At 63.7% G+C, this 26,372-nt stretch carries 25 protein-coding genes and 1 tRNA gene; 14 read left to right on the forward strand and 12 right to left on the reverse strand.

Annotated elements, in window-relative coordinates; all coding sequences use genetic code 11:
* Positions 1 to 112: 112 nt before the first annotated feature.
* Complete coding sequence (locus tag CJU94_RS08410; protein WP_095418293.1) at positions 113 to 1,411, reverse strand: c-type cytochrome; 1,299 nt, start codon at positions 1,409 to 1,411, stop codon at positions 113 to 115.
* Positions 1,412 to 1,432: 21 nt separating this feature from the next.
* On the reverse strand, positions 1,433 to 2,164 hold the full coding sequence (locus tag CJU94_RS08415; protein ID WP_095418294.1) for a c-type cytochrome: 732 nt from the start codon (positions 2,162 to 2,164) through the stop codon (positions 1,433 to 1,435).
* A 367-nt stretch (positions 2,165 to 2,531) separates the two neighbouring features.
* On the opposite strand from CJU94_RS08415, the gene copC reads away from it, so the two are divergent.
* Together copC and CJU94_RS08425 are read left to right on the forward strand one after the other, a co-directional pair.
* Positions 2,532 to 2,909, forward strand: coding sequence for a copper homeostasis periplasmic binding protein CopC (gene copC / locus CJU94_RS08420; protein ID WP_095420264.1), 378 nt, complete (start codon positions 2,532 to 2,534; stop codon positions 2,907 to 2,909).
* Positions 2,906 to 3,835: a CopD family protein gene (locus CJU94_RS08425; protein ID WP_095418295.1), complete on the forward strand. Its 930-nt coding sequence runs from the start codon at positions 2,906 to 2,908 to the stop codon at positions 3,833 to 3,835. Before copC ends, CJU94_RS08425 begins: the two co-directional genes overlap by 4 nt.
* Before the next feature lie 217 nt (positions 3,836 to 4,052).
* Here CJU94_RS08425 and CJU94_RS42495 read toward each other — a convergent pair whose 3' ends face one another.
* From CJU94_RS42495 to dgoD, 3 genes are all read right to left on the reverse strand, one after another.
* Positions 4,053 to 4,283: a YodC family protein gene (locus tag CJU94_RS42495; RefSeq protein ID WP_095418296.1), complete on the reverse strand. Its 231-nt coding sequence runs from the start codon at positions 4,281 to 4,283 to the stop codon at positions 4,053 to 4,055.
* A gap of 13 nt (positions 4,284 to 4,296) precedes the next feature.
* Complete coding sequence (locus tag CJU94_RS08435) at positions 4,297 to 4,599, reverse strand: hypothetical protein (protein ID WP_095418297.1); 303 nt, start codon at positions 4,597 to 4,599, stop codon at positions 4,297 to 4,299.
* Positions 4,600 to 4,914: 315 nt separating this feature from the next.
* Entirely contained in the window at positions 4,915 to 6,063 is a 1,149-nt protein-coding gene (gene dgoD / locus CJU94_RS08440) for a galactonate dehydratase (RefSeq protein ID WP_095418298.1), read from the reverse strand.
* A gap of 251 nt (positions 6,064 to 6,314) precedes the next feature.
* Between dgoD and CJU94_RS08445 the strand changes: the two genes are divergently transcribed.
* Positions 6,315 to 7,046, forward strand: coding sequence for a FadR/GntR family transcriptional regulator (locus CJU94_RS08445; protein WP_425272185.1), 732 nt, complete (start codon positions 6,315 to 6,317; stop codon positions 7,044 to 7,046).
* 7 nt (positions 7,047 to 7,053) lie between these two features.
* Here the strand turns inward: CJU94_RS08445 and CJU94_RS08450 are convergent, their stop codons facing one another.
* Positions 7,054 to 8,592, reverse strand: coding sequence for a DHA2 family efflux MFS transporter permease subunit (locus tag CJU94_RS08450; protein ID WP_095418299.1), 1,539 nt, complete (start codon positions 8,590 to 8,592; stop codon positions 7,054 to 7,056).
* A gap of 137 nt (positions 8,593 to 8,729) precedes the next feature.
* Here CJU94_RS08450 and CJU94_RS08455 point away from each other — a divergent pair, with 137 nt between their 5' ends.
* On the forward strand, positions 8,730 to 9,173 hold the full coding sequence (locus tag CJU94_RS08455) for a MarR family winged helix-turn-helix transcriptional regulator (RefSeq protein WP_095418300.1): 444 nt from the start codon (positions 8,730 to 8,732) through the stop codon (positions 9,171 to 9,173).
* Between the two features lie 219 nt (positions 9,174 to 9,392).
* Here the strand turns inward: CJU94_RS08455 and CJU94_RS08460 are convergent, their stop codons facing one another.
* On the reverse strand, positions 9,393 to 9,743 hold the full coding sequence (locus tag CJU94_RS08460) for a hypothetical protein (protein WP_095418301.1): 351 nt from the start codon (positions 9,741 to 9,743) through the stop codon (positions 9,393 to 9,395).
* 418 nt (positions 9,744 to 10,161) lie between these two features.
* On the opposite strand from CJU94_RS08460, the gene CJU94_RS42395 reads away from it, so the two are divergent.
* Positions 10,162 to 10,623: a LysR substrate-binding domain-containing protein gene (locus tag CJU94_RS42395; protein ID WP_095418302.1), complete on the forward strand. Its 462-nt coding sequence runs from the start codon at positions 10,162 to 10,164 to the stop codon at positions 10,621 to 10,623.
* A gap of 102 nt (positions 10,624 to 10,725) precedes the next feature.
* Here CJU94_RS42395 and CJU94_RS08470 read toward each other — a convergent pair.
* The 4 genes from CJU94_RS08470 to CJU94_RS08485 all read right to left on the reverse strand — a co-directional run bounded on the left by CJU94_RS08470 (position 10,726) and on the right by CJU94_RS08485 (position 15,104).
* A tRNA-Met gene (locus CJU94_RS08470) sits at positions 10,726 to 10,802 on the reverse strand.
* Positions 10,803 to 10,888: 86 nt separating this feature from the next.
* Positions 10,889 to 12,547 carry an MFS transporter gene (locus CJU94_RS08475; protein ID WP_095418303.1) on the reverse strand — a complete coding sequence of 553 codons (1,659 nt, stop codon included), beginning with the start codon at positions 12,545 to 12,547 and terminating at the stop codon, positions 10,889 to 10,891.
* A 217-nt stretch (positions 12,548 to 12,764) separates the two neighbouring features.
* Entirely contained in the window at positions 12,765 to 14,312 is a 1,548-nt protein-coding gene (locus CJU94_RS08480; protein WP_095418304.1) for a sensor histidine kinase, read from the reverse strand.
* Between the two features lie 9 nt (positions 14,313 to 14,321).
* Complete coding sequence (locus CJU94_RS08485) at positions 14,322 to 15,104, reverse strand: response regulator transcription factor (protein ID WP_095418305.1); 783 nt, start codon at positions 15,102 to 15,104, stop codon at positions 14,322 to 14,324.
* A 247-nt stretch (positions 15,105 to 15,351) separates the two neighbouring features.
* Between CJU94_RS08485 and recA the strand changes: the two genes are divergently transcribed.
* From recA to CJU94_RS08525, 8 genes are all read left to right on the forward strand, one after another.
* Positions 15,352 to 16,428 carry a recombinase RecA gene (recA, locus tag CJU94_RS08490; protein ID WP_042321135.1) on the forward strand — a complete coding sequence of 359 codons (1,077 nt, stop codon included), beginning with the start codon at positions 15,352 to 15,354 and terminating at the stop codon, positions 16,426 to 16,428.
* 7 nt (positions 16,429 to 16,435) lie between these two features.
* Positions 16,436 to 17,143, forward strand: coding sequence for a recombination regulator RecX (gene recX, locus CJU94_RS08495; RefSeq protein ID WP_095418306.1), 708 nt, complete (start codon positions 16,436 to 16,438; stop codon positions 17,141 to 17,143).
* A gap of 150 nt (positions 17,144 to 17,293) precedes the next feature.
* Complete coding sequence (locus CJU94_RS08500; RefSeq protein WP_095418307.1) at positions 17,294 to 18,034, forward strand: DUF2889 domain-containing protein; 741 nt, start codon at positions 17,294 to 17,296, stop codon at positions 18,032 to 18,034.
* Complete coding sequence (gene sucC / locus CJU94_RS08505; RefSeq protein WP_095418308.1) at positions 18,031 to 19,200, forward strand: ADP-forming succinate--CoA ligase subunit beta; 1,170 nt, start codon at positions 18,031 to 18,033, stop codon at positions 19,198 to 19,200. The genes CJU94_RS08500 and sucC overlap by 4 nt, the downstream gene beginning before the upstream one ends.
* A 127-nt stretch (positions 19,201 to 19,327) precedes the next feature.
* A complete protein-coding gene (sucD, locus tag CJU94_RS08510) occupies positions 19,328 to 20,209 on the forward strand; it encodes a succinate--CoA ligase subunit alpha (protein WP_091799342.1) in 882 nt (293 codons plus the stop codon).
* Between the two features lie 143 nt (positions 20,210 to 20,352).
* Positions 20,353 to 21,057, forward strand: a complete 705-nt coding sequence (locus tag CJU94_RS08515) for a TerC family protein (RefSeq protein ID WP_095418309.1) — start codon at positions 20,353 to 20,355, stop codon at positions 21,055 to 21,057.
* Positions 21,058 to 21,230: 173 nt separating this feature from the next.
* Positions 21,231 to 21,866 carry a pilin gene (locus CJU94_RS08520; RefSeq protein WP_095418310.1) on the forward strand — a complete coding sequence of 212 codons (636 nt, stop codon included), beginning with the start codon at positions 21,231 to 21,233 and terminating at the stop codon, positions 21,864 to 21,866.
* Positions 21,867 to 22,013: 147 nt separating this feature from the next.
* The gene (locus tag CJU94_RS08525; RefSeq protein ID WP_095420266.1) at positions 22,014 to 23,798 is read left to right on the forward strand and encodes a PglL family O-oligosaccharyltransferase; all 1,785 of its coding nucleotides are present in this window, start codon (positions 22,014 to 22,016) and stop codon (positions 23,796 to 23,798) included.
* Between the two features lie 68 nt (positions 23,799 to 23,866).
* Here the strand turns inward: CJU94_RS08525 and moaC are convergent, their stop codons facing one another.
* Positions 23,867 to 24,340, reverse strand: a complete 474-nt coding sequence (gene moaC, locus CJU94_RS08530; RefSeq protein ID WP_095418311.1) for a cyclic pyranopterin monophosphate synthase MoaC — start codon at positions 24,338 to 24,340, stop codon at positions 23,867 to 23,869.
* A gap of 272 nt (positions 24,341 to 24,612) precedes the next feature.
* Between moaC and CJU94_RS08535 the strand changes: the two genes are divergently transcribed.
* Positions 24,613 to 26,322 (forward strand): M48 family metalloprotease, encoded by a 1,710-nt coding sequence (locus CJU94_RS08535; RefSeq protein ID WP_095418312.1) that lies wholly within the window; start codon positions 24,613 to 24,615, stop codon positions 26,320 to 26,322.
* Positions 26,323 to 26,372 lie beyond the last annotated feature (50 nt).

The raw sequence follows: 26,372 nt of genomic DNA on the forward strand, positions 1-26,372 counted from the left end.
CCTCCTGCGCGGTTTCATACGGACAAGTACGTCCACATGATACCGGTCCTGAAAAAACGAAGGGCGCGGCCGCGAATTTCGCTGGCCGCGCCCCGGGTGCGACGAACGCTGCTTAGTCGAGCGGCGCCGAGCGCAGATCGGACACTTGCTGCGGCGACACGGCCGTACCGTGGTTGCCCCACGACATGCGGATGTACGTCACAACGGCTGCCACTTCCTGATTCGACAACGCTTGCGCGAACGGCGGCATGCCGTACGGATGCGGGTTGGCGTCCGTGCTCGGCGGGTAACCGCCATTCAGCACCATACGGATCGGGTTGACCGCCGAAGGCATCTGGATCGACTGGTTGTTCGCGAGCGGCGGGAAGGCCGGCGGCATGCCGAGGCCATTTTCCGCGTGGCACTTCGCGCAGTTGTCAGCGTAGATCTTCTGGCCTTGCTTCAACAGTTCGCCACCGAACTTCTCGGACGTTTCGAGCTGCAGCGGTTCCGGTGCTTCGCTCTTTTGCGGAATCGTCTTCAGGTACGTGGCCATCGCGTTGATGTCCTCGTCCGACATGTATTGCAGGCTGTTGTGAACCACTTCAGCCATCGGACCGAACACCGCGCCGCGGTTCGACACGCCGGTCTTCAGCAGATCGGCGATGTCTTTGGTTTCCCAGTCGCCGAGGCCGGCTTCCTTGTTCGACGTGAGCGACGGCGCATACCAGTTCTGCAGCGGGATCAGGCCGCCGGCAAACGCCGCGGAGCTGACCGGGCCGCCCATCGCGTTGATCGACGTGTGGCACATGCCGCAGTGGCCGAGGCCTTCGATCAGGTACGCGCCGCGGTTCCATTCGACCGACTTGGTCGGATCCGGCTTGTACTCGCCTTCACGGAAGAACAGCGTGCGCCAGCCGATCAGCATGTTGCGCTGGTTGAACGGGAATTTCAGTTCGTGCGGACGGCTCGGCACGTTGATCGGCGTGACCGAACGCAGGTACGCGTAGATCGCGTCCGAGTCGGCGCGCGTGACCTTCGTGTAGCTGGTGAACGGGAAGCCCGGATACAGCAGGCTGCCGTCTTTCGAACGGCCGGTGTGCATGGCGCGGTAGAAGTCGTCCTGCGTCCACTTGCCGATACCGTACTGGTCGTCAGGCGTGATGTTCGGCGTGAACATCGTGCCGAACGGCGTGGCCATGGGCAGGCCGCCGGCGAATTGCTTGCCGCCGCGCACCGTGTGGCAGGCGATACAGTCGCCGGCGCGGGCGAGGTACTCGCCCTTCTTGATCAGCGCGGCCTGGTCGGCGGGCGTTGCCGCCATGGCCGTGCCGTTATGCAGGTTGTCGCCGCCCGACCACAGGACGGGAACGAGAGCGGCAGCCGCAACGACGACGACTGCCGAGAGGGCGAACAAAGACTTGCGTTTCATTTGAGTGTCTCTCCCGGTGCCTTATTGCGGTTCGCTGCCGCAGGCAAGCGGAGTCTTCATCGAGCGGGCCGGAGCCGGCACGGGGTTTTGTGGAGCCTGTTGCGTGGAAAGCCATGCAGCAACGGCGTTCACGTCTTCGTCAGTCAGACGCGTGGCGATGGTGTGCATGCAGTCAGGCGCAATGGCGTGACGCGAGCCCGAACGCCATGCGCCGAGCTGCGCGCTGATGTAGTCGGAGTGCAGGCCGACCAGACCCGGAATAGCGGGTTCCATACCGGTCAGGCCCTTGCCGTGACAAGCCGCGCAAGCCGGAATCTGCTTCGAGGCGTCGCCGTTCAGCACGATCTGCTGGCCGCGCGCAAGCGTGCTCGACGACACCGTCGGCTTGGCCGGCGGCGGATACGGAGGACGCTGCTGCGAGAAGTACGTGGCGATCTGATGAAGGTAGTCGTCCGAGAGATACGTGACGAGGTAATTCATGGGCGGATACTTGCGGCGCCCTTCGCGGAAGTTCTGCAACTGGTTGTACAGATAGTCGGCCGGCTTGCCCGCGAGGCGTGGGAAGTAGTCGTTGTCGGTACCTTGGCCGTGAGTGCCGTGGCAGGCCGTGCAGCCTTGCACGCGCGCTTCCATGGTGTCGGGGGCCTTCGGTTGAGTCTGCGCTTTCGCAGCGCTATAGACACCCGCGGAGCCGATCAGCAGAAGGGCAAGCAACGGGCGGAAAATGCGTCTTGAAGACACGCGTAACTCCATCAAAATCGGGGACCTGACCGAACTTCGAGCGGCTCGGTGTGAAGGGCAGCCGGCGCTGCGGCGACGCAGCATTCTATCATCGAAGGGTGATGGTGACTATTTGCCTCATTAGAGAAGGTTCCGGCTGTCACCACCATGCGACAGTTTGACGCGCGGCGCTGCCTGGGCGACTCGTCGACCATCTCAATTTTGCCCGCGCAATCAAGGGGCAAGCGCCTGATGCGGGCGTTCTATCTATAAAGCAGGTTGAACCGACGCCTGCGCGAACCATCGAAGCGTACACTTCCGGGCGCGCCGGTTCCTATCCGGCCCGGATGTGCCCGGTCCGACGCCCACCGTTCTCCTGATGACCCGCTATCGGCCTTACATGAAGCTATTCCATTTTTCCCGTCCGGCGCTGCGAGCGTCGATGCTCGGCGCCGCGGCGCTGGTTGCGACATCCACGGCATTCGCCCATGCGCACCTGGCGTCGAGCGAGCCGGCGGCAAACGCCGAAGTCGTCGCGCCCACCGAAGTGACGATTCATTTCACCGAGCCACTCGAGCCGGCTTTCAGCAAGATCGCGCTCGCCGACGCGAGCGGTCACGCCGCCGCGCCGGCTGCGTCGCAGGTCGACGCGAGCGACGCCAGGGTTATGCATCTGCCGCTGCCGCAATTGAGCGCCGGCCGCTATGCGGTGCACTGGACGGCGGTAGCCACGGACGGCCACCGGACCCAAGGCGACTTTGCGTTCATCGTCAAATGAGCATCGACGGACTCTGGATCGGGCAGGTCGCCATGGCCGCGCTCATGAATGTCGCGTTCGCGTTTGCCGTCGGCTCGGCATTGCTCGGCGCGTGGCTCGCGAAGGACGCCCAGCAGAAGGTCTCGCCCGCGCGTGCCGCCTGGTTGCGCGCGCAACGCGCAATGCTGACCGCCACGGTCGTGCTGGTGCTCGCGGATCTCGGCTGGCTGTGGTACCAGGCGGCGTCGATGAGCGGCGTCGCCTTGCCGGCCGCGATCGGCGTGGTGCCGACCGTGCTCACGCAAACCCACGTCGGTTATGGCTGGAGCCTAGCGTTTGCCGGCTCGCTGGTGTTGCTCGGCACCGCCATGGCCAGTCATACCGGCATGCTGCGCAATGCGCTGCTGTGGCTGGCGGTGATCGCGGTCGCCGTGGGCAAGGCGTCGCTCGGACACGCGGCCGATGCCGGGCCCATGTCGGCCGCGATCGCCATGCAAACGCTGCACGTGCTCGTCACCACCGTGTGGGGCGGGCTGGCCATGGCGGCGGGGCTTGCGGTCCTGCCGGCGCTCGGCACGTCGACCGCGCGGGGCATGTTGATCCGTACGGCGACTCAGGTGTCGAACGTCTCGGTGGTGGCGGTCGCGTTGGTGCTGATCTCGGGCATCTTCAACGCGGTTCGCGGCTCGGGCGGCTCGTTCGAGGCGATCGAACTGAGCACCTGGGGTCATGTGCTGATGCTCAAGCTCGCGCTCGTCGCGCTCGCGCTCGTGCTCGGCGGACTCAACCGCTTTTCGGCGCTGCCGCGTCTGCGCCGCACGGCCTCGACAATGGACGCCCACACCTTCGTCAACGTGCTGTATCTGGAAGCGCTGGCGATGATCGGCGCGTTCGTCGCGGCGGCCGCGCTGTCGCATAGCGTGCCGGCGTTTGCCGCGCTCGGTTGACGCGTCGGCGTGAGACGGGCGGTGAGAAGAGCCGCAAGACGAGCGGCATGACTGCCATCACCTGCCGAGCGTCACCTGAGCGGTAGGCGTATTCGCAGCGGCAGAGGTCCGCAACGACCCGCGCGCGCCGGATACGCAAAAAAAGCGCCGCACGGCAAACGCGTGCGGCGCAATACACACGGTCGCCCAGCGGTGGCCGGCAATCCGTTACTGCGCTTCAGGCGGCGAGCGCGTGGCTCGCCCGTTCCAGGGTCTCCTCCGGAAACATCTCCTGCTGCAACTCGCCGGCGTCGTTGAACCACTGGCAGATCAGCCAGTTGCCCGAGGCGAACAGAACTGGCCCGCTCCAGGTCGCGGTCATCGGGCGGCCGCCTGATTTGAGCTTCAGGACGTCGCCCGCTCGATAGGTGGGTTTCGCGCGCCTCGTGAGCCGTCTGCCCAGCCGCATGGTGAGCCCCCGCTTATTCGAGGCCAAGCCGATGTCCGAGGATCGGCGCAAAAAAGAGCGCGATGGCGCAGCCGGCGGCTTTGCCTTCGAGTTCGGCGCCCGCGGCGCGCATTCCATACGTATGCGTCAGCAGATCGAACAGTTGCGGCAGGCAGTAGACCACCGCGGCGCCGATGAAGCATTTCTCGACGATCGAGATGCGCCAGCCGCGCTCGAACGCCAGCGCCGCGCCGATGATGCGCAGCACGCCGAACACCACCAGCGCGCCGACGGCCGCCTGTTCGCGCAGCAGATAGTCAGGAAGGAATTCGCCCATGATGTGCCCCGATGCATGTGTCGTTTGAATGCATTTGAGCAAGGAGTGGGCCATGCGTATGTCCGATGCCGAACACATGGTCTGAAAGCCTTGCTGGGCAAGGCTTTTCGAGGATGGGGCCAAGGCGGGAAAAGGGCTCGGGAAAGCCAGTTTCAGTCCGTTTGGTCCGGGACGTTACGTTACTGCGACGACCCCGCGCGTCACGTCACCGTAACGCGCCTGCCGCATCCCATGAAACCGCACGCATCAGACCGGGAACGTCCGCGCAAATAAAAACGCCGCCCGCGGGCGGCGTTCCATCACGCAATCAGGCTCTTACCACTCGGCGACGCTGCCGTCTTCATGGCGCCACACCGGATTGCGCCAGCGGTGGCCTACCTTCGCCATCTCCCGCACTTTCTCTTCGTTGACCTCGATGCCGAGGCCCGGACCTTGCGGAATCGACACGAAGCCGTCTTCGTATTTGAAGACTTCCGGATTCCTGATGTAGTCCAGCAGGTCGTTGCCCTGGTTGTAGTGAATGCCGAGGCTCTGCTCCTGGATGAACGCGTTGTAGCTCACCGCATCGATCTGCAGGCAGGTTGCCAGCGCGATCGGGCCGAGCGGGCAATGCAGCGCGAGCGCGACGTCGTAGGCTTCGGCCATCGACGCGATCTTGCGGCACTCGGTAATGCCGCCCGCGTGCGACGCGTCCGGCTGAATGATGTCGACGTAGCCCCCCGCCAGAATATGCTTGAAGTCCCAGCGCGAATACAGCCGCTCGCCCAGCGCGATCGGCGTGTTGGTCTGGTTGACGATGTCGCGCAGCGCTTCGGCATTTTCCGACAGCACCGGCTCTTCGATGAAGAGCAGCTTGTACGGGTCGAGTTCTTTTGCCAGCACCTTGGCCATCGGCTTATGCACGCGGCCGTGGAAGTCCACGCCGATGCCGATGTTCGGTCCGACCGCCTCGCGCACCGCCGCCACGTTGTTGATGACGCCTTGCACCTTGTCGAAGGTGTCGATGATCTGCAGTTCTTCCGAGCCGTTCATCTTCACGGCCTTGAAGCCGCGCTCGACCACGGCGCGCGCGTTGTTGGCCACGTCGCTCGGACGGTCGCCGCCGATCCACGAATACACCTTGATCCTGTCGCGCACCTGGCCGCCGAGCAGCGCATGAACCGGCACGCCGTGATGCTTGCCCTTGATGTCCCACAGCGCCTGGTCGACGCCGGCGATCGCGCTCATGGTGATCGGGCCGCCACGATAGAAGCCCGCGCGGTACATCACCTGCCAATGGTCTTCGATCAGCAGCGGGTCTTTGCCGATCAGATAGTCGGACAGCTCTTCCACGGCGGCCGCCACCGTATGCGCGCGGCCTTCGACCACCGGCTCGCCCCAACCGACGATGCCCTCGTCCGTTTCGATTTTCAGGAAGCACCAGCGCGGCGGAACGATGAAGGTTTCGAGCTTGGTGATTTTCATGGCGTGCGTCTCCTGTGTCGGCCGGACTTGGCGCTTTTAGCGCTTACGCCGGCCCCATGCAAAGCATCGGCTGGGTGAGCGCGAAGGCGCTCACTCATCCCATGCGGAATATTTCGAGGATTCACATGCTACAACAAAAGCGCATTTAAGTACTATTAATAGTACTATTGACCACATAGTGGCGTGACCCAATCCGGTACACGGAGTCGAAAGAATGGGTATCGAGGTTGAGATGCCCGATAATCGCGCCCGTGCCGGGCTCAGTTTCAATATCAATAGCGCCGCAAGGCCGCTGGGAGAAAGCTATTCAGCATGATCTGCACGGGCGTGTGGCCCATTTGCTGGCGACCGCGATTCTGCGCGGCGACTACGCGCCCGATTCGATCCTGCCGCGCGAAGCGGAGTTGATGGAGCGGTTCGGCGTGAGCCGCACGGTGTTGCGCGAGGCGTTGCGCACGCTCACTTCGAAGGGGCTGATCGAATCGCGCCCGCGCGTGGGCACGCGCGTGCGGCCGAAGCACGCGTGGAATCTGCTCGATGTCGACGTGCTCGACTGGTACTCGCGGGTCGCCGAGCCGATGGCGTTCGCACTCAAGCTGCAGGAAATGCGCGAGATGATCGAGCCGTATGCGGCAGGTCTGGCGGCTGACTCGCACACCGACGATACCTTCCACGCGCTGGCCGCGGCTCACGCGGCCATGGTGGCGGCGCGCAATGTCGACGCATGGGTGCGCGCCGATCTGCAGTTTCATTTGAGCGTGCTGATTGCGTGCAGCAATGAATTGCTGATCCCGCTCGGCACGCTGATCGAGCGGACACTCGAAGCGCAACTGCGTCTGAACGCAAGACGCGCGGACGTGTTCAATGCATCGCTCGCCGAGCATACGGCGGTATTCGAAGCCATTCGCGATCGCGATGCCGCGGCGGCGCGCGCGGCGATGGCGGGACTGTTGGGTGTGACGCGCGCGCGGATCGAGGGCTAGGCGTGCTTTATTCCATCGCGGCGTGCGCCACCGACGCATCCGACGCCTTGTGCGAAGGGCGGATCAGCAGCAGGAGCGGAATGACCAGCAGCGTCGCCATGAACATCAGCTTGAAGTCGTTCAGATAAGCGATCATCGACGCCTGCTGCGTGATCGATACGTTCAGTGCGGCCATGTCGTAGTTCGAGCCGCTCGTGAGCATCGGCTGGACCGCCGGATTGAACGGCGTGATATTCGCCGCGAGGTCCGCGTGCGAGACCTGCGTGTTGCGCGTCATCAGCGTCTGCACGATCGAAATGCCGATACTGCTGCCGATATTGCGCATCAGGCTGTACGTCGCGGTGCCGTCCGCGCGCAGTTCGGGGCTGAGCGTCGAGAAGGTCAACGCGCTCAGCGGCACGAACACGAGGCCGAGCCCGAAGCCTTGAATCACCCCGGGCCAAACGATGTCCGACGCCGACAGCACGATCGTGTAATGCATCATCTGCCAAAGCGCGAAGGCCGAGATCAGAAAGCCGGCGAGCAGCAGAAGCCGCGCGTCGATGCGCTTGAGCAGCCGCCCTGCGAACAGCATCGCGACCATCGTGCCCGCGCCGCTTGGCGCCGTGACGAGGCCGGTGGTCGCCACCGGATAGTTCATCAGGTTTTGCAGCATGGGCGGCAACAATGCGCGCGTGGCGTACATCACCGCGCCGATCACGAAGATGAAGAATGTGCCGGTGGCGAAGTTCGGGTCTTTCAACAACTCGTATTTGAAGAACGACTTCTTGCCGACCGTTGCCGTGTGCACGAGAAAGAACGCGAAGCTGATCGCCGCGAGCAGTGCCTCAATGACGATTTCGTTCGAGCCGAACCAGTCGAGTTGCTCGCCGCGATCGAGCATGGCCTGCAATGCGCCGATGGCGAGACCGAGCGTGGCGAAGCCGAAGGCGTCGAACTTCACGTCGTGCTTCGGCTCGCGCGAGGGCAGGAAGGTCGCCACGCCGAACAGCGCGAACGCGCCGATCGGCACGTTGATGAAAAACACCCAGCGCCAGTTGTAGCTGTCGGTGAGCCAGCCGCCGAGCGTCGGGCCGAGAATCGGCCCGACCATCACGCCCATGCCCCATATCGCCATGGCTTGGCCCTGCTTTTCGCGCGGGTTGATATCGAGCAGGATGGACTGCGAGAGCGGCACCAGCGACGCGCCAAAAACGCCTTGCAGCAGACGCGACGCCACGATCTGCGTGAGTGTTTCCGACAATCCGCACAGGGCCGACGACACCGTGAAGCCGCCGATCGCGACGATCAGCAGGCGCTTGACGCTCAGCCGGTCCGAGAGCCAGCCCGTCAGCGGCGTGGCGATCGCGGCGGCGACGATGTACGAGGTCAGCACCCACGTGATCTCATCCTGCGACGCCGACAGCGTGCCCTGCATGTGCGGCAGCGCCACGTTGGCGATCGTGCTGTCGAGCGTCTGGATCAACGTTGCCAGCATGATCGAGACGGTGATCATCGGGCGGTTGAGCGGCGCGGCGGCGCCGGCCACCGGGGTGTCGGATGACATGAATGGGCGAGGGTCGTCGATATAATAAGCATGCTTATTATATCGGCTGCGCGAGTGCGCGCCATCGGGAATTATGCGGAGCCTGAATTGCGCCGGTTTCGGCGCTGGGAAACGAAAGCCTTTCGTATAATCCGCCCATGAAAACCCAACTCGATGAGCGCTTCGGCTTTCTGATTTCCGACGTCGGCCGTCTGACCGGCAAGCGTTTCGATGACCTCGCGAAGTCTTCAGTCGACCTGACCCGCGCGCAATGCCGCGTGCTCGCCTATCTTGCGCATTACGGCGACACCAATCAGGCGCGGCTCGCCGACCTGCTCGAGGTCGCGCCCATTTCGGCGGGTCGTTTGCTCGACCGGATGGAAGAGGGCGGCTGGATCGAGCGGACCGCCAACCCGCAGGATCGCCGCGAGCGCCAGGTGCGCATGACGCCGAAGGCCGAGCGCACGCTCGGCAAGGCGCGCAAGGTCGGTGACGAAGTCGCGCTCGAAGCGCTGAACGGCTTCAGCGACGAAGAAGCGAACCAGCTGATCGCACTGTTGCAACGGGTGCGGGGCAATCTGAGCCGGCTGGTGGATCGCTGATGCATTGATGTCGCGACTCGAACGAACAGAGCCGCGGCGTCGAGCAGGTCGACCAGGCTATCGCGTGGAGCAACGGCAGGACGCGGCGGGACACGGCCTTGCTCGGGGAAGTGATGGCCGCGTCCGCGATGGCTCGAGGATCGCAGGCGGCGCTCGAATCAGGCGATTGCTTTTTTTCGCGCAGAGGTGGCGCAGTGCGTGCGGTCGACCGCGTCCCGACTACTTCGATTCAGAAGCCCCAGTCGCGCCAGACGGCGGCACCAGTTCGAAACATGCCGGCGGCGCGACCGCCGCTCTCGCCTTCGCGTCGGGTTGCTGCGGATCGATGCATTTGAAGGCGCTCTGATCGCGCTGGACGAAGATCGTGTCGGCCGGGCCGGTGCTGCCTTGCGTGCCGTTGACGACGGCGACGATCTTGTAGCCGTTCTGCAGCAGCGTGGACAGCGTGGTCGCGCTCGTGCGCCATTGGCTGTCGGACGGTGTCTGGGCCTGAACGGCCGACGCGGCAGCGCCGCCGAGAAGCACGATGAAAGCGGTGGCCACGGCGAGCGTGGCGGTGCGGAACGTCACCAGGAAACCTCCTTGAAGTTGCGGTTTGGACGGTATAGGTACACGGAACTGTCGGCCACTATACCGCGCGTGCTCTCGCGTCCGATGTGCACGCCGCGTCTGGAAGGAGGTTGAAGCCGGTCACTGAGCGCTCTTTTTTCAGCGACGGCTATAGACCGAAGCGAAGGTTATTCAAGGCCGCGCTTCCACCGTCTTGCCCTTCGATATGGGTGTTTGCGCAACCAGTCGGCATAGGTTGACGCCACTTTGGAAAGACCCAAAACCTCATCAATTTCGCCGGCATAAAGTCAACTTATCGACTCGAGAAAGCGTCCACGAAGTTGCGCAATAGCGAAAGCCGGGCTGCCTCTTCCAAAATTTTTCAGGCGCGGCGTGACGCTACGTTTCACGGGTGCCCGATCCTCTTCAAAGAGCTTCCATGGCCAGCAATCTGCCTCAACCGCTCGACGCGGGTCTCGTGCCGCGATTTGCCGGCATCCCGACCTTCATGCGTTTGCCCGCCGTGACCAGCCTCGCATCCGTCGACATCGCGCTTGTCGGCGTGCCGTGGGATGGCGGCACGACCAATCGCGCTGGAGCCCACTACGTCGAGCGCGACTACATGCTGGAGAGCAACAAGCCGCGGCATATGACGCTGAACCGCGCGGCGACCGCGTTCTCCATGGAGGCGATCCTCACCATGCTTCTCACTGGAACGTACATTGGTTACCTGCCGTGTCACCACGTCCAGCGCTGGGTCGACGACGAGGAGTTGTTCGCACGTGCGCAGGCCGCGTTCTCCTATTCGTCGGTATTTGGCGTCATCACCCGGCAAGGCAAGGAACTCGACGCGACGACCGGGCTCATGGTGGAAAGCATGTCGACGCGTCCGGCCGGCTGACTTCTCGCACCGGAATGCCGAAAGCTGCCGGGCGGGCGCAATTCGCCGTGGCGAAACAAAAAAGCCGCTGCTTCGTGAGAAGCAGCGGCTTTTTCTTGCAACTGGTGGCGAATCAGGGACTCGAACCCCGGACCTGCGGATTATGATTCCGTCGCTCTAACCAACTGAGCTAATTCGCCGAAAGAAGCGAGATTATGCGGATCCCGCCGGGAGCTGTCAACCCCCGGCGCGCAACTTTTTCAAGTTGCCGTGGCCATCAGGCGTTTCAGTCCTTCGCGTAGATGTCCGAGTCCTTGGTTTCCTTGACGAACAGCATGCCGATCACGAAGGTAATGAGCGCGATCACGATCGGATACCACAGGCCCGAATAGATGTTGCCCTTCGCCGCCACGATCGCGAACGCGGTGGCCGGCAGGAAGCCGCCGAACCAGCCATTGCCGATGTGATACGGCAGCGACATCGAGGTGTAGCGAATCCGCGTCGGGAACATTTCCACCAGCATGGCCGCGATCGGTCCATAGACCATCGTCACGTAGATCACGAGGATCGTCAGGATCACCACGCTCATCGGCCAGTTGATCTGCGAGGGATCGGCCTTCGGCGGATAGCCCGCGGTCTTCAGCGTCGTAGCGAGAGTCTTGTCGAACACCTTGCCTTGATCCTTGGCGTCGGCGGCCTTGCCGTCATACGTGTTGACCACCGCGTCGCCGACCTTGATCTGCGCCACCGTGCCCGCCGGCGCGGCGACGTTCTCGTAGTTCAAGCCGGCCTTCGAGAGCGCGCTCTTGGCGATGTCGCAGGAGCTCGTGAACTTCGAGGTGCCGACCGGGTTGAACTGGAATGAGCACTCGTCCGGATTCGCGATCACGATGATCGGCGCCTTCGCGGTTGCGGTTTCCAGCGCGGGGTTGGTGTAGTGCGCCAGCGCCTTGAACAGCGGGAAGTAGGTGCATGCGGCGATCAGCAGGCCGGCCATGATGATCGGCTTGCGGCCGATGCGATCAGAGAGCGAGCCGAAGAACAGGAAGAACGGCGTGCCGATCAGAAGCGCGATCGCGATCATGATGTTGGCGCTGCTGCCATCCACCTTCAGCGTCTGCGTCAGGAAGAACAGCGTATAGAACTGGCCCGTGTACCACACCACGGCCTGGCCGGCGGTCAGGCCGATCAGCGCGAGAATCACGATCTTCAGGTTCTTCCATTGGCCGAATGCTTCGGTCAGCGGCGCCTTGGAGGTCTTGCCCTCGGCCTTGATGCGTTCGAACACCGGCGATTCGTGCAGTTGCAGACGAATCCACACCGACACGCCCAGCAGGATGATCGACGCGACAAACGGAATGCGCCAGCCCCATGCGCCGAACGCGTCTTCGCCCATGGCCGTGCGCACGCCGAGAATCACCAGCAGCGACAGGAACAGCCCGAGGGTGGCGGTCGTCTGGATCCAGGCCGTGTAGAAGCCGCGGCGTCCCGGCGGCGAGTGTTCGGCCACGTACGTCGCCGCGCCACCATATTCGCCGCCGAGCGCGAGACCTTGCAGCATCCGCATGGCGATGAAGATCACCGGCGAAGCAATCCCGATCGCCGCGTAGCCGGGCAGGAAACCGACGAGGAACGTCGACAGGCCCATGATCACGATCGTCACGAGGAACGTGTACTTGCGCCCGACCAGATCGCCGAGCCGCCCGAACACGATCGCGCCGAAAGGCCGCACCGCGAAGCCGGCCGCGAAGCTGAGCAGGGTAAAGATGAAGCCGGCGGTCGGATTGACTCCGGAGAAGAAGCTCTTGCTGATGAAGGCCGCGAGCGAGCCGGCCAGATAGAAGTCGTACCACTCGAAAACCGTACCCAGCGACGATGCGAAGATGACCCGCTTCTCTTCGTTCGTCATCGGCACGTGCGAGATTTGCCCGCCAACGGTAGCCATATGTCGTCTCCAATATTGAAATGCACGCGGTCTGCCGGTAAGGGCGTTCCCGTGAAACCGATTATTGGAGTGGAAACTTACGGTGTACTGACGTGGCGGGGTGAAATCGTGGTTTGACCCGCGAGCTGAAATTTCACGCAAAAAGCGTCGATTTGATCTTAACGCCTCCTAATATGCCGTCAAGTTTCACTAATATCGAGATGATGCGTGGGCGCTGTCAGGCGGCGTTAGGGTAAGTCCCGCCCCGCTCGGGGACGTGCAAGCTGACGCGTACGAGCGTGCCTGCGAGCCGCGGCGAGGTTTGATAGACGTTGTCGTCGATCGTCAGTTCGCCGCCATGCATGGTCGCTATCTCGCGCACGATCGCGAGCCCGAGGCCGCTGCCGTCGCCTTCGCGTCCGAGAATCCGGTAGAAGCGCTCGACCACCCGCGAACGCTCGGCGACCGGAATGCCGAGCCCCGTATCCTCCACTTCCAGATGCACGCGCCGCGCAGGCGCGTCATGCCGAACCCTGACGGTGATGCGGCCGCCCGGCGGCGTGTAGCGGATGGCGTTGTCGATCAGATTCGACAGCATTTCGCGCAGCATGACCGGATTGCCGTCGACTTCGACGGGCTCCTCAGGCCCCTCGTAGCCCAGATCCATATGCTTGGCGAGGGCGGCCTGAACCCAGTCGCGCACGGCGCTGCGCGCCACTTCCGTCACCTCGACCCGCGTAAAAATCTGCCCCGACATGCGGTTCTCCGCACGCGCCAGCGCCAGCAACTGTGTGACGAGCCGCGCGGCGTGCTCCGAGCTGGTGGCGATCTGCTCGAGCGAGCGGTGCACTTCGGCGGAGGCGTCCTGACGCAGCGCCAGTTCGGCCTGGGTGCGCAGGCCCGCCAGCGGCGTTTTCATCTGATGCGCGGCGTCGGCGATAAAGCGCTTTTGCAGTTCCATGTTCTGTTCGAGGCGCGTCAGCAGGTCGTTGAACGAGGTCACGAGCGGCTCGATTTCGGGCGGCGCGCGGCGCGCTTCCAGCGGCGAAAGGTCGTCCGGGCGGCGTGCACGGATGTGCGCCTGCAGCGCGTGCAGCGGCGCGAGGCCGCGCGAGAGGCCGAACCATACGAGCAGGATCGCGAGCGGCAGGATCACGAACTGCGGCAGGATCACGCCTTTGATGATGTCGTTGGCAAGCTGGCTGCGCTTGTCGAGCGTTTCGGCGACCTGCACCAGCACGGGCTGCGCGCCGGGCGTCTGCGGAAACTCGACGGTCGTGTAGGCAACGCGGATGTCATTGCCGCGCAGCACGTCGTCACGGAATTCGACGAGACCCGGTTGCGGGCGGTCTTCCTCGTGCGGCAGCGGCATGTCGCGTTCGCCGCCCACCAGTTCGCCGCGCGTGCCGAGCACCTGGTAAAACACGCTGTCCACATTGTCGGCGCGCAGAAAGTCGCGGGTGGAATCGGGCAGCGACAACTCCGCCACGCCGTTGACCGGATGAATTTGCCGGGCGAGCACGTAGGCGTCGGTTTCCAGCGCGCGGTCGAACGGACCGTTCGCGATCGATTTGGCGACCAGATACGTGACGGCGAGGCTCATCGGCCAGAGCAGCAGCAGCGGCGCGAGCATCCAGTCGAGAATCTCGCCGAACAGCGAACGCGGGCGCGCCGCGGCGGCGGCCTCGGTTTCGTCGGGCGGGGCGAACGGGTTGGCGTAGCGCTCGTCGCGCGCCTCGTCGAGGTCCGCCGCGTGCGCCGGGGCGCGGTCTGCGCGCGCGGACATGGGCGGCCTCTATTTGTAGTGGTGGCTCGCCGGCATCGCGCCGGACGGCGGCGAGGCGGGCGGCTCGGGCTCGGCGGGCGGGGGCGCCGCCACGGTATTCGCATTCGTGCCCGCGTTGGCCGGCGCCGCCGCTTTCTCGAGGCAATAGCCCAGACCGCGCACGGTGATGATGCGCACGCCGCTCGGTTCGATTTTCTTGCGCAGCCGGTGCACGTAGACCTCGATCGCGTTGTTGCTGACTTCCTCGCCCCATTCGCACAGGTGATCGACGAGCTGTTCCTTCGAGACCAGCCGGCCGATCCGTTGCAGCAGCACTTCGAGCAATCCCAGCTCGCGCGCGGACAGGTCGATGACCTGCTCGTTAACATAGGCGATCCGGCCGACCTGATCGAACGACAGCGAGCCGTGCCGCACGACCGTCGGACCGCCGCCGGCGCCGCGCCGCGTGAGCGCGCGCACGCGCGCTTCGAGTTCGTTCAGTGCGAAGGGCTTGGCCATGTAATCGTCGGCGCCGAGGTCGAGACCCTTGACGCGTTCGTCGACGCTGTCCGCGGCGGTGAGGATCAGCACCGGCAGGTTGGAATTGCGGGCGCGCAGGCGGCGCAACACTTCCAGGCCGGACATGCGCGGCAGGCCCAGATCGAGGATCAGCAGGTCGAAAGTCTGCATCGACAGCGCCGTATCGGCCTCGACGCCGGTCTTCACGTGATCGACGGCATAGGCCGATTGGCGGAGTGATCGAACCAGACCGTCCGCGAGTATGCTGTCGTCTTCGGCAATCAGAATTCGCATGGTGCGCAAGCCTGGCCTTGCCGGCACCGCGGGGTGTGCCCCCGGCGCACAGCGGTCTCCGAAAATTATTGTGGGTAGTTGGGCGGGCGCGACGGTAAAAATGCGTGTTCGCATAAGAATCGCGCTTGCCAAAACTACTGTTTTTTTATACAGTGTCTGGGTTTCGTGTGCTGTCCTTTACGAGTAGGTTGAAACTCGGGGCTGCACATCTGCCTCAGACGCCGTTCATCATAGCAAAGGACGATTCATGGAAGAAAGCAAGAAAGGCTCGGCTGGACTGACTGCTGAAAAGAGCAAGGCACTCGCTGCCGCACTCGCGCAGATCGAAAAGCAGTTCGGCAAAGGGTCGGTCATGCGGCTCGGCGCAGGTGAGGTAGTCGAAGACATCCAGGTGGTTTCAACCGGATCACTCGGCCTCGACATCGCGTTGGGCGTCGGCGGTTTGCCGCGTGGCCGTGTGGTCGAAATCTATGGCCCGGAATCGTCCGGTAAAACCACGCTGACGCTGCAAGTCATCGCCGAAATGCAGAAGATCGGCGGCACGGCGGCGTTTATCGACGCGGAACACGCGCTGGACATCCAGTACGCGGGCAAGCTCGGCGTGAACGTGAACGACCTGCTGGTGTCGCAGCCGGACACCGGCGAGCAGGCGCTCGAAATCGCCGACGCACTGGTGCGTTCGGGTTCGATCGACATGATCGTGATCGATTCGGTCGCGGCACTCGTGCCGAAGGCTGAAATCGAAGGCGAAATGGGCGACTCGCTGCCGGGTCTGCAAGCGCGTCTCATGTCGCAGGCGCTGCGCAAGCTCACCGGCACGATCAAGCGCACGAACTGCCTCGTGATCTTCATCAACCAGATCCGCATGAAGATCGGCGTGATGTTCGGCAATCCGGAAACCACCACGGGCGGTAACGCGCTGAAATTCTACGCGTCGGTGCGTCTGGACATTCGCCGTATCGGTTCGATCAAGAAGAACGACGAAGTGATCGGCAACGAAACGCGCGTGAAGGTCGTCAAGAACAAGGTGTCGCCACCGTTCCGGGAAGCGATTTTCGACATCCTGTATGGCGAAGGTATTTCGCGTCAGGGCGAAATCATCGACTTGGGCGTGCAGGCCAAGATCGTCGACAAGGCCGGCGCGTGGTACAGCTACAGCGGCGAACGTATCGGTCAGGGCAAGGACAACGCGCGTGAATTCCTGCGCGAAAATCCGGATATCGCTCGCGAGATCGAAAACCGCATCCGCGAATCGCTGGGCGTGAATGCCATGGCTGAAGCCGTGACCGGCGCAGGCGCAGAAGTCGCGGACGAAGAAGAGTAACCATCACGTGATACGCAAGGGCCGGCCGTTGTCCGATACCGGACGCCACGCGGACGGCCCGCGTGATGAAGACGACGAATCGTTCGATCCATTCGAATCGTTCGACGCTCACGATCGCGCTGCGGGCCGGAGCCCGCAGCGCGCGCAGTTTGAATCCTCCCCGCTGTCCGATTCGGATCCTTCAGAAACCACCTACACCCGCTCGCGTCGCGTCCCTGGCGAAGCGAAACCGGGGCAAGACGAAACCAAAAAATCCCAACGCCCGGCACGGTCGCTGAAAGGGCGAGCGCTCGGCTATCTGTCCCGCCGTGAATACAGCCGCACCGAACTCGCGCGCAAGCTGAAGCCGTTCGTCGAGGAAACCGATTCGCTCGACACCTTGCTCGATTCGCTCGAAGCGGAAAACTGGCTGTCCGATTCGCGTTTCGCGGAAAGCCTGATTCATCGCCGCTCGTCGCGGCTGGGCGCGAGCCGGATCGTCGGCGAACTGAAGCAGCATGCGGTTGACCGGACCCTCGTTGAAGAAGCGAGCGCGCAATTGCGCGAAACCGAACTCGCGCGTGCGCAAGCCGTCTGGCGCAAAAAATTCGGCCACCTTCCCGAAACGCCTGCCGAACGGGCCAAGCAGGCCCGTTTTCTGGCCTCACGCGGATTTTCGGGCGCCACGATCGGCAAAATCCTCAAGGGCATCGACGAGGAGTGGGCCGGCAACTAGCCGCGTCGTCCTGTGCCGCGCGCACAAGCCCGTCGGGACGGCGTCTGGCGCGCTCAGCCGCCTGTGGCGTGGCGCCGCGCATTCCGACCTGTCTCAAATACCCAGTATGCTAAAATTCGTCGGTTTTCCAATCCGGCCTTTCCTTCCCGCATGCCGCTCTCCCCGCCAGTGTCCCGTCAGTTGCGCCATCGCCGCGCAATCAGAGCGGAAGCCTATGAGCGAGCCGATGGCCTGTGGGACGTGGAAGCGTGCTTGACCGACGAAAAGCCGCGTGATGTGGTGCTTGCGTCGGGCGTCCGGTCCAATGGTCAGCCGATCCATGAACTCTGGCTTCGCATCACCATCGATCGCAAGCTCAATGTCGTCGACGCCGAGGCGTCGTCCGACTGGGTGCCCTATCCTGGGTTGTGCCAAGCCAGCAATCCCGCCTACCGTGCCCTCATCGGGCTCAATCTCCGCCAAAACTTCCGTCGTGAATCTGCCCGTTTGCTCGGCGGCACGGTGGGTTGCACGCATCTCACCGAGCTGTGCGCCATCCTGCCGACCGCCGCGATTCAGGCATTCGCCGGCGACGTGTGGAACACCGGTGACAGCACGCCGGGCGCGAACGCGGGTTCGGGAGACGAATCGTCTAACAGCACAGGCGAGCATTCCAACGACAAACCGCCATTCCAGCTCGGACGCTGCCACGCGCTGCGTTTCGACGGCGAGGCGGTGCAGCAGTTTTATCCGCGCTGGTATGGCCGCGCTCCGTATACAGCGGATCGCGCGGCATCGTCAGCCGACGGGGCAGTCCGCCAGACAGGCGAGGGCGGCAACCCGTCCGGCATGAATGACGGCAGCGGAAACGAAGTTCAATCCAACTCTCAGACTGAAGGGAATCACGCATGAAGATTCACGAGTACCAGGGTAAGGAAATCCTGCGGAAATTCGGCGTCGCGGTACCGCGCGGCAAGCCGGTCTTCTCGGTGGATGATGCGGTCAAGGCCGCGGAAGAGCTCGGCGGCCCGGTATGGGTCGTGAAGGCTCAGATCCACGCGGGTGGCCGTGGCAAGGGCGGCGGCGTGAAAGTCGCCAAGTCGCTGGATCAGGTTCGCGAGTACTCGAACCAGATCCTCGGCATGCAGCTCGTCACGCACCAGACCGGCCCGGAAGGCCAGAAGGTGAATCGTCTGCTGATCGAAGAAGGCGCTGACATCAAGAAGGAACTGTATGTCGGCCTCGTGATCGATCGCGTGTCGCAGAAGATCGTCGTGATGGCATCGAGCGAAGGCGGCATGGACGTCGAAGAAGTCGCGGAAAAGACGCCTGAGCTGATCCACAAGGTTGCTGTCGACCCGTCGACCGGCCTGAAGGACGCCGAAGCTGACGACCTCGCGAAGAAAATCGGCGTGCCCGACGCATCGATCCCGCAAGCGCGCGCGATCCTGCAAGGCCTGTACAAGGCATTCTGGGAAACCGACGCATCGCTGGCCGAAATCAACCCGCTGATCCTGACCGGCGACGGCAAGGTCATCGCGCTGGACGCCAAGTTCAACTTCGATTCGAACGCACTGTTCCGCCACCCGGAAATCGTCGCGTATCGCGATCTGGACGAAGAAGATCCGGCTGAAGTCGAAGCCTCGAAGTTCGACCTCGCGTACATCTCGCTCGACGGCAACATCGGCTGCCTCGTGAACGGCGCAGGCCTCGCCATGGCAACGATGGACACCATCAAGCTGTTCGGCGGCGAACCGGCGAACTTCCTGGACGTGGGCGGTGGCGCCACGACCGAGAAGGTCACGGAAGCGTTCAAGATCATGCTGAAGAACCCGAACCTGACCGCGATTCTGGTCAACATTTTCGGCGGCATCATGCGCTGCGACGTGATCGCGGAAGGCGTGATCGCGGCGTCGAAGGCCGTCTCGCTGAAGGTGCCGCTCGTGGTCCGCATGAAGGGCACGAACGAAGACCTCGGCAAGAAGATGCTCGCTGAATCCGGTCTGCCGATCATCGCGGCTGACAGCATGGAAGAAGCGGCTCAGAAGGTCGTCGCGGCTGCTTCGGGCAAGGCGTAAGCCAGACCCCGAGCGCGTTTACCAGAATTACGAATGGCGGCGGGACAGCGGCGCAAGCGCGACGCGGGCGAGGAACATTCCGCCTCGCGGCGCCACTGCATGACGCCAAACGAACAGAGGTCAATACATGTCGATTCTGATTAACAAAGACACCAAGGTCATCACGCAGGGCATCACCGGCAAGACCGGTCAGTTCCATACGCGTGCTTGCCGTGAATATGCAAACGGCCGCGAAGCGTACGTTGCGGGCGTGAACCCGAAGCGTGCCGGCGAAGACTTCGAAGGCATTCCTATCTACGCTAGCGTCGCTGAAGCCAAGGCTGAAACGGGCGCGACCGTGTCGGTGATCTACGTGCCGCCGGCAGGCGCTGCTGCCGCGATCTGGGAAGCGGTCGAAGCCGACCTGGATCTGGCGATCTGTATCACGGAAGGCATTCCTGTGCGTGACATGATCGAGCTGAAGGCTCGCATGCGTGCCGAAAACCGCAAGACGCTGCTGCTCGGTCCGAACTGCCCGGGCACGATCACGCCGGACGAGCTGAAGATCGGCATCATGCCGGGTCACATCCATCGCAAGGGCCGCATCGGCGTCGTGTCGCGTTCGGGCACGCTGACGTACGAAGCAGTCGGCCAATTGACGGCGATCGGTCTCGGCCAGTCGTCGGCAGTCGGTATCGGCGGCGACCCGATCAACGGTCTGAAGCACATCGACGTGATGAAGATGTTCAACGACGATCCGGAAACGGACGCCGTCATCATGATCGGCGAGATCGGCGGTCCGGACGAAGCCAACGCGGCTGAGTGGATCAAGGACAACATGAAGAAGCCGGTGGTCGGCTTCATCGCTGGCGTGACGGCGCCTCCGGGCAAGCGCATGGGCCACGCTGGCGCGCTGATCTCGGGCGGTGCTGACACCGCTGAAGCGAAGCTGGAAATCATGGACGCGTGCGGCATCAAGGTCACGAAGAACCCGTCGGAAATGGCGCGTCTTCTGAAGGCGATGCTGTAAATCGAATTTCGCGCGCAGTCAGCGCGTGTTTTTGATACGCTTACGAAACCCTTTCGTGAGCATGCGGTTCAAAAAGCGGGGGAGTGCAGACTCCTCCGCTTTTTTATTGGCCGTGCGCCGGACTTCTTCTTATTCTTTCAAACATGCTCGAGTTCTTCGCCACGCTCCATTGGGGCGCAGTCATTCAGATCATCGTTATCGACATCCTGCTGGGTGGCGATAATGCCGTCGTGATCGCGCTGGCGTGCCGCAATTTGCCGCCGTCGCAGCGCACGAAGGGCGTGTTGTGGGGCACGGCGGGCGCGATCGTGCTGCGCGTGGCGCTGATCGCGTTCGCAGTCGTGCTGCTCGATGTGCCGCTGCTGAAGTTCGCGGGCGGCCTGCTGCTGCTGTGGATCGGTGTGCGTCTGATGGCGCCGGCGCACGACGCGCATGAGAACGTCAAGCCGGCCGACAAGCTGATGGCGGCGATCAAGACCATCATCGTCGCGGATGCGGTGATGAGCCTCGACAACGTGATCGCGATTGCGGGCGCGGCTGAAGCCGCCGATCCCCAACACCGGCTCGCGCTGGTGATTTTCGGTCTGGTGGTGAGCATTCCGCTGATCGTGTGGGGCAGCCAGCTGGTTCTCAAGCTGCTCGATCGCTTTCCGATCGTCATCACGCTCGGCGCCGCGTTGCTGGGTTGGATCGCGGGCGGCCTGATCATCAACGACCCGGCCGGCGACCGTTGGCCGATCCTCGATACGCCGTTGGCCGAATACGGCATGAGCATTGCGGGCGCATTGTTCGTGGTGGTACTCGGTTATCTGCTCAAGCGCCGCAATGCCAGTCGTGCGGCGGCTTGAGCTTGCATCCGGCGTCGACATACTTGCGTGTCCAGCCTCGGCGTCGATCTGAGCGAACCCACGCTGCAACGTTAGCCGTTCGGCTGACTGTGTGACGCGAGCGCTGCTGGCTACGATGGAAACGCCTGTTCCCGATTCGCGGGACAGGCGTTTTTCGTTTCAGGAGGCTGTCGATGATCGTTACTTTGCCGTATTTCCTGCCGTACTCCGCTTACTCCCAGTCCTTGCCGTCCTCACGAACGAGATTCAGCCGCGCGGCCTGGTCCGCGCAGCTAGCGCGCGCCTGTCGTAGGCTCGGTTCCGGTTTCACGCTGATCGAACTGATGATCGTGCTGGCGATCGTCGGCGTGATCGCCGCCTATGCGATCCCCGCTTATCAGGACTATCTGGCGCGCAGCCGCGTCGGCGAAGGGCTGTCGCTGGCGGCTTCCGCGCGGCTGGCCGTGTCTGAAAACGCGGCCAGCGGCAATGCGTTCAGTGGCGGCTATGCGTCGCCGCCCGCTACCCGCAACGTCGAGTCCATTCGTGTCGACGACGACACCGGCCAGATCACCGTCGCCTTTACGACGCGCGTCGCGCCCGCGGGTTCGAACACGCTCACGCTCGTGCCGTCGGTTCCTGACAACGTGGACGCGCCGACTGCGCGCGTGGCGTTGAGCAAGGGCGCGGTGCAGGCGGGCGCGCTCACGTGGGAATGTTTCGCCGGTGGCAAAACGGCGTCCTCGCTGCCGGCGCCTGGCGCCGGGCCGGCACCCGCGGAAGCCCCCAGCCTGGCGTCGAATCTCGCCCCGCCGGAGTGCCGTTCGTGAAGGATGGCGAGATGACCGCTAGAGCGGGGCAAGTCGTAGTCGTCCACACGTAAAACGCTGATTTTCGGGATATTTCAGCCCGGCCGGCGCACAGCAGGAGAATTTTTTTGTATAGTGCGCCGGTTGCTGACGCCCACCGGTTACTCGATGCCCACCCCTTTTGCGCGCTACCTGTCTTTCATTCTGTTGGCTCTCGCGTTGGTGCTGCCTTATGCAGTTGTCAACCATACGTATCCGATTCCGACCTTTTACGCTGAATTCACCGCACTCGCGCTGTATCTGCTGACCGGCGCGGGCGTCGTGCTGCTGGTGGCGAGCGCAAGGCCGCGCGTGACGTTCGCCTCGCCGGTGGTCGCGCTGGTGCCGTTGCTGTTCGGGCTGCTGCTGGTGGCGCAGTCGGTGGTGTTGCCGGTCTCGCAGCCGTCGATGAATTGGCTCGGCGGCGGCTATCTGCTGGCGGCCTTCATGGCGACGCATGCCGGTTATGGTTTCGCGCGCGCCAAGCTCAACGAGACCGCGTTGCGCTGGGCGGCCGGCGCGTTGGTCGTCGGCGGGCTGTTTGCGGTGTTCTGTCAGGTCATCCAGCTGTTTCACCTAGAAACGCGCGTGTCGCCGCTCGTCGTCGCCTATAACGTGACCGTCGAGCGCCGGCCGTTCGGCAATATGGCGCAGGCCAATCACCTCGCCACCTATATTGCGTTCGCGATGGCGGGCGCACTGTTCCTCGTGCAGACGCGGCGCATTGCCGTGAGCATCTGGTTTCTCGTGTCGACGATTTTCGCGGTCGGCCTCGCGCTGACTGTCTCGCGCGGCCCGTGGCTGCAGATGGGCGTAATCGTGGTGGCGGGTTTCTGGATGGCGTTCGCGCAGACCCGCAATCAGGTGCAGTTCCGTCGCAGCAATCGCGAGTGGGTCATTCCAATCGTGCTGGCCGTGCTGTTTTTCGTGGTCAACGCGCTGATTCGCTGGGCCAATGTGCGCTATCACCTGGAGCTCGGACAGTCCGCGGCGGAACGCTTCAAGGACGCCGGCCAGATCGCGCCGCGTCTCGCGTTATGGAAGTACGGCTGGACGATGTTCAAGACGCATCCGTTGCTGGGTGTCGGCTGGGGCGAATTTCCGAGCCACCAGTACGAGTTTGTGAAGTCGCTCGGCGCCGTCGAAATCGCCAACAATTCGCACGACATCTTTATCGACCTGCTCGCGAAGACCGGCCTGATCGGTCTGGCGATCGTGCTGTTCGGTCTGATCACGTGGCTCGTGCGCGTGGTGCGCGCACCGCAAAGCTCGGCGCGCGTGTTCGGCATTGCGCTGATCGGTGTGCTGGTCATGCACGCGCTGGTCGAATACCCGCAGCAGTACATGTTCTTCCTGTTGCCGGCCATGTTCGTGTTCGGCCTGCTGGAGACGCGGCCGCTGCGCCTCGTGCCGGCACGCGTGTCGTTCGGCGCGTTTGCCGTGGTGGTGTTCGGCGGGCTGGCCGCACTGTATCCGGTGTATCGCGATTACGCGCGCGCCGAGGTGCTCTACTACGGATCGCGTCCTGCCGAGCAGTATCGTGCTGACCCGTCGTTCCTGTTCCAGGCGTGGGGCGAGTACGGAATGGCGACGCTCTTGCCGATGAATTCGATGGACTTGCAACACAAGCTCGCCATGCATAAACAGGCGATCGCGTTGCTGCCCGGCGAGACCGTGTTGCGTCGCTATGCGGTGCTGCAGGCGCTGAACGGAGATCAGGCGGCGGCGTTCGACACCGTCGAACGCCTGAAGATCTTCGCCACGGAGTTGAAGGACTGGCCGTCGCAATTGGGCTATCTCTACCAGCTCTGCGATGAGCAGAAGACGCTGACCGGCTTCAAGGCGGAACTGGTCAAGCGCTACGGTATGCCAGCGGGCGACGTCAATGAGGACGATGACAGCGACGAGGAATGAACCGAAGGGAGTCGCTGTGTTCGCTTCGAGGCTTTAATCGTGAAGAGGGGCGATGATTCAGGCGGTCATCAAGCCACCCAATCCCCCGACTTCCCGCCGTGCTTCTCCATCACCTTTACATCGGTGATGGTCATGCCGCGATCCACGGCCTTGCACATGTCGTACACGGTCAGCAGCCCGACCTGCACGGCGGTCAGCGCTTCCATCTCCACGCCCGTGCGACCGAGCGTTTCGACCTGAACGGTGCAATGCACGCCCGGCAGCGCTTCGTCGAGTTCAAAATCCACCTTGACGCGCGTGAGCGCGAGCGGATGACATAGCGGGATCAGATCCGCGGTGCGCTTCGAACCTTGAATCGCGGCAATCCGCGCGATGCCGATCACGTCACCCTTCTTGGCGTTGCCGTCGCGGATCAGCGCGAACGTCTCCGGCAGCATGCGAATCGAGCCGCGCGCCACCGCAATGCGCTTGGTCTCCTGCTTGTCGCCAACGTCCACCATATGCGCCTGGCCGGCGGCGTCGAAATGAGTGAGTTCAGGCATGGTTGGGCTCCTTAAGAGGGCGCCTATCATAGCAGCGGCGCAGCCGGACGGCGGCAGCCGTGCGTTTGCGCGGACCGTTCGCGAGTGCGTTGCCGGCTGGCGGCGACGCGGGGCCCTGCGGCGTCTGCGGCGCGGCGCTCGCCTCAGACACCCGAATCGCCCTGACGTGAATCACACGAATTCGCGCGACGACTGATTACAATTGCCCTATCCCCGCTATCTTAGTCCGGGCGGCGGGCTTCGCTTTTCGACATCGTCATATCGACCTCGCGATGCGTCCGAAACGGTTCCTTGCTGCGTTGCTGTCTGTCGCGCTGGCGACGGCGCCAGGCCCGTTCGCGCAAGCGCAGGGTGTGTCGGGCACGGCGCCCAGCACACTATCCGCGGAGCCGCCGCTGGTCAGCGGTCCGGCCGATGCCTACGCCGATCCGCTGATCCCTTCCGATATCGCACAAGGCGTGTTCGGCGTGTACGGCGGGGCACAGAGCCGCTTGTCCGGCAATTCCGGTGCGAACACCGGTTGGCGGGCGCCGATCGTCACGCAACAATTGCCCGATCTCGGCAACGGCGGTTCAGGCTCGCTTACGCCGCAGGCCGAGCGCAAGCTCGGCGAGCGCGTCATGCGCGAACTGCGCCACGACCCCGACTATCTCGACGACTGGCTGGTGCGCGATTATCTGAACTCGGTCGCCGCGAAACTTGCCGCGGCGGCGAGCGCGCTCTACATCGGCGGCTACCGTCCGGACTTCGATCTGTTCGCGGTGCGCGATACGCAGATCAACGCCTTCTCGCTGCCGGGCGGTTTTATCGGCGTGAACACCGGCCTCATCGTGGCGACGCAGACGGAATCCGAACTGGCGTCGGTGCTCGGTCACGAAATGGGACACGTCTTGCAGCGCCACATCTCACGCATGATCACGGCCGGCGAGCGCAGCACCTATGCGGCGCTCGCCGGCATGTTGTTCGGCGTGCTCGCCGGCGTGCTCGCGCATAGCGGCGATCTGGGCAGCGCGATTGCGATCGGCGGCCAGGCCTATGCGGTGGACAACCAGTTGCGTTTCTCGCGTTCGGCCGAGCACGAGGCGGACCGCGTCGGTTTTCTGCTGCTCGCCGGCGCCGGCTACGATCCCTACGCGATGACGACCTTCTTCGGCCGCCTCGATCGCGCCGCGATGAGCGACACGGGCGTGCCGGCTTACGCGCGGACCCATCCGCTGACCGGCGAACGGATCGCCGACATGGAGGACCGCGCGCGCCGCGCCCCTTACCGGCAACCGCATCAATCGGCCGAATATGGGTTTGTGCGCGCCCGCGCTCGCCTGCTGCAGGACCAGTCGCGCAGCGAGTATGGGGATGAGATTTCGCGCCTGCGCTCCGAGATCGAGGACCGCACGGCGGTCAACGTCGCGGCGAACTGGTATGGCATTGCTTACGGGCAGATGCTGCTCGAGCGTTACGACGATGCGGCGGCGTCGTTGGCGTCGTGTCGCGCGGCATTCGCAGCCGGCGAGCAGGCCGAACGAGGAGCCGCGCGGAGTTCGCCGAGCCTCGACGTGTTGGCCGCCGACATCGCGCGGCGCGCCGGCCGCGACGACGAGGCCGCGCGGCTCGCCGAGTTCGCGCAGAAGCGCTGGCCGCAGTCGAACGCCGCAATCGACATGCATATCCGCACCTTGCTGACTCTGCACCGCTTTGCCGATGCCCAGGCGCTCGCGCAGAAGGAAACGCGTGCCCAGCCCGATCAGCCTGCCTGGTGGCTGTATCTCGCGCAGGCCAGCGCCGGCACGGGCGATGCGTTGACGCAGCATCGGGCGATGGCTGAGAAGTTCGCGCTGGAAGGAGCGTGGCCGTCGGCGATCCGGCAGCTAAAGGACGCGCGCGATCTGAAGGCGATTGGCTACTACGACCTCGCGACCGTCGACGCGAGGCTGCATGAGATGGAAAACCGCTATAAGGAGGAGCGGCTGGACGAAAAGAGTTAGGTCTTGCTCGCGCTTGGCTGCGTTGGCCGGCATGGCTTCGAAGGAATATG

Source organism: Paraburkholderia aromaticivorans, assembly GCF_002278075.1.
GTDB classification, from domain to species: Bacteria; Pseudomonadota; Gammaproteobacteria; order Burkholderiales; family Burkholderiaceae; genus Paraburkholderia; species Paraburkholderia aromaticivorans.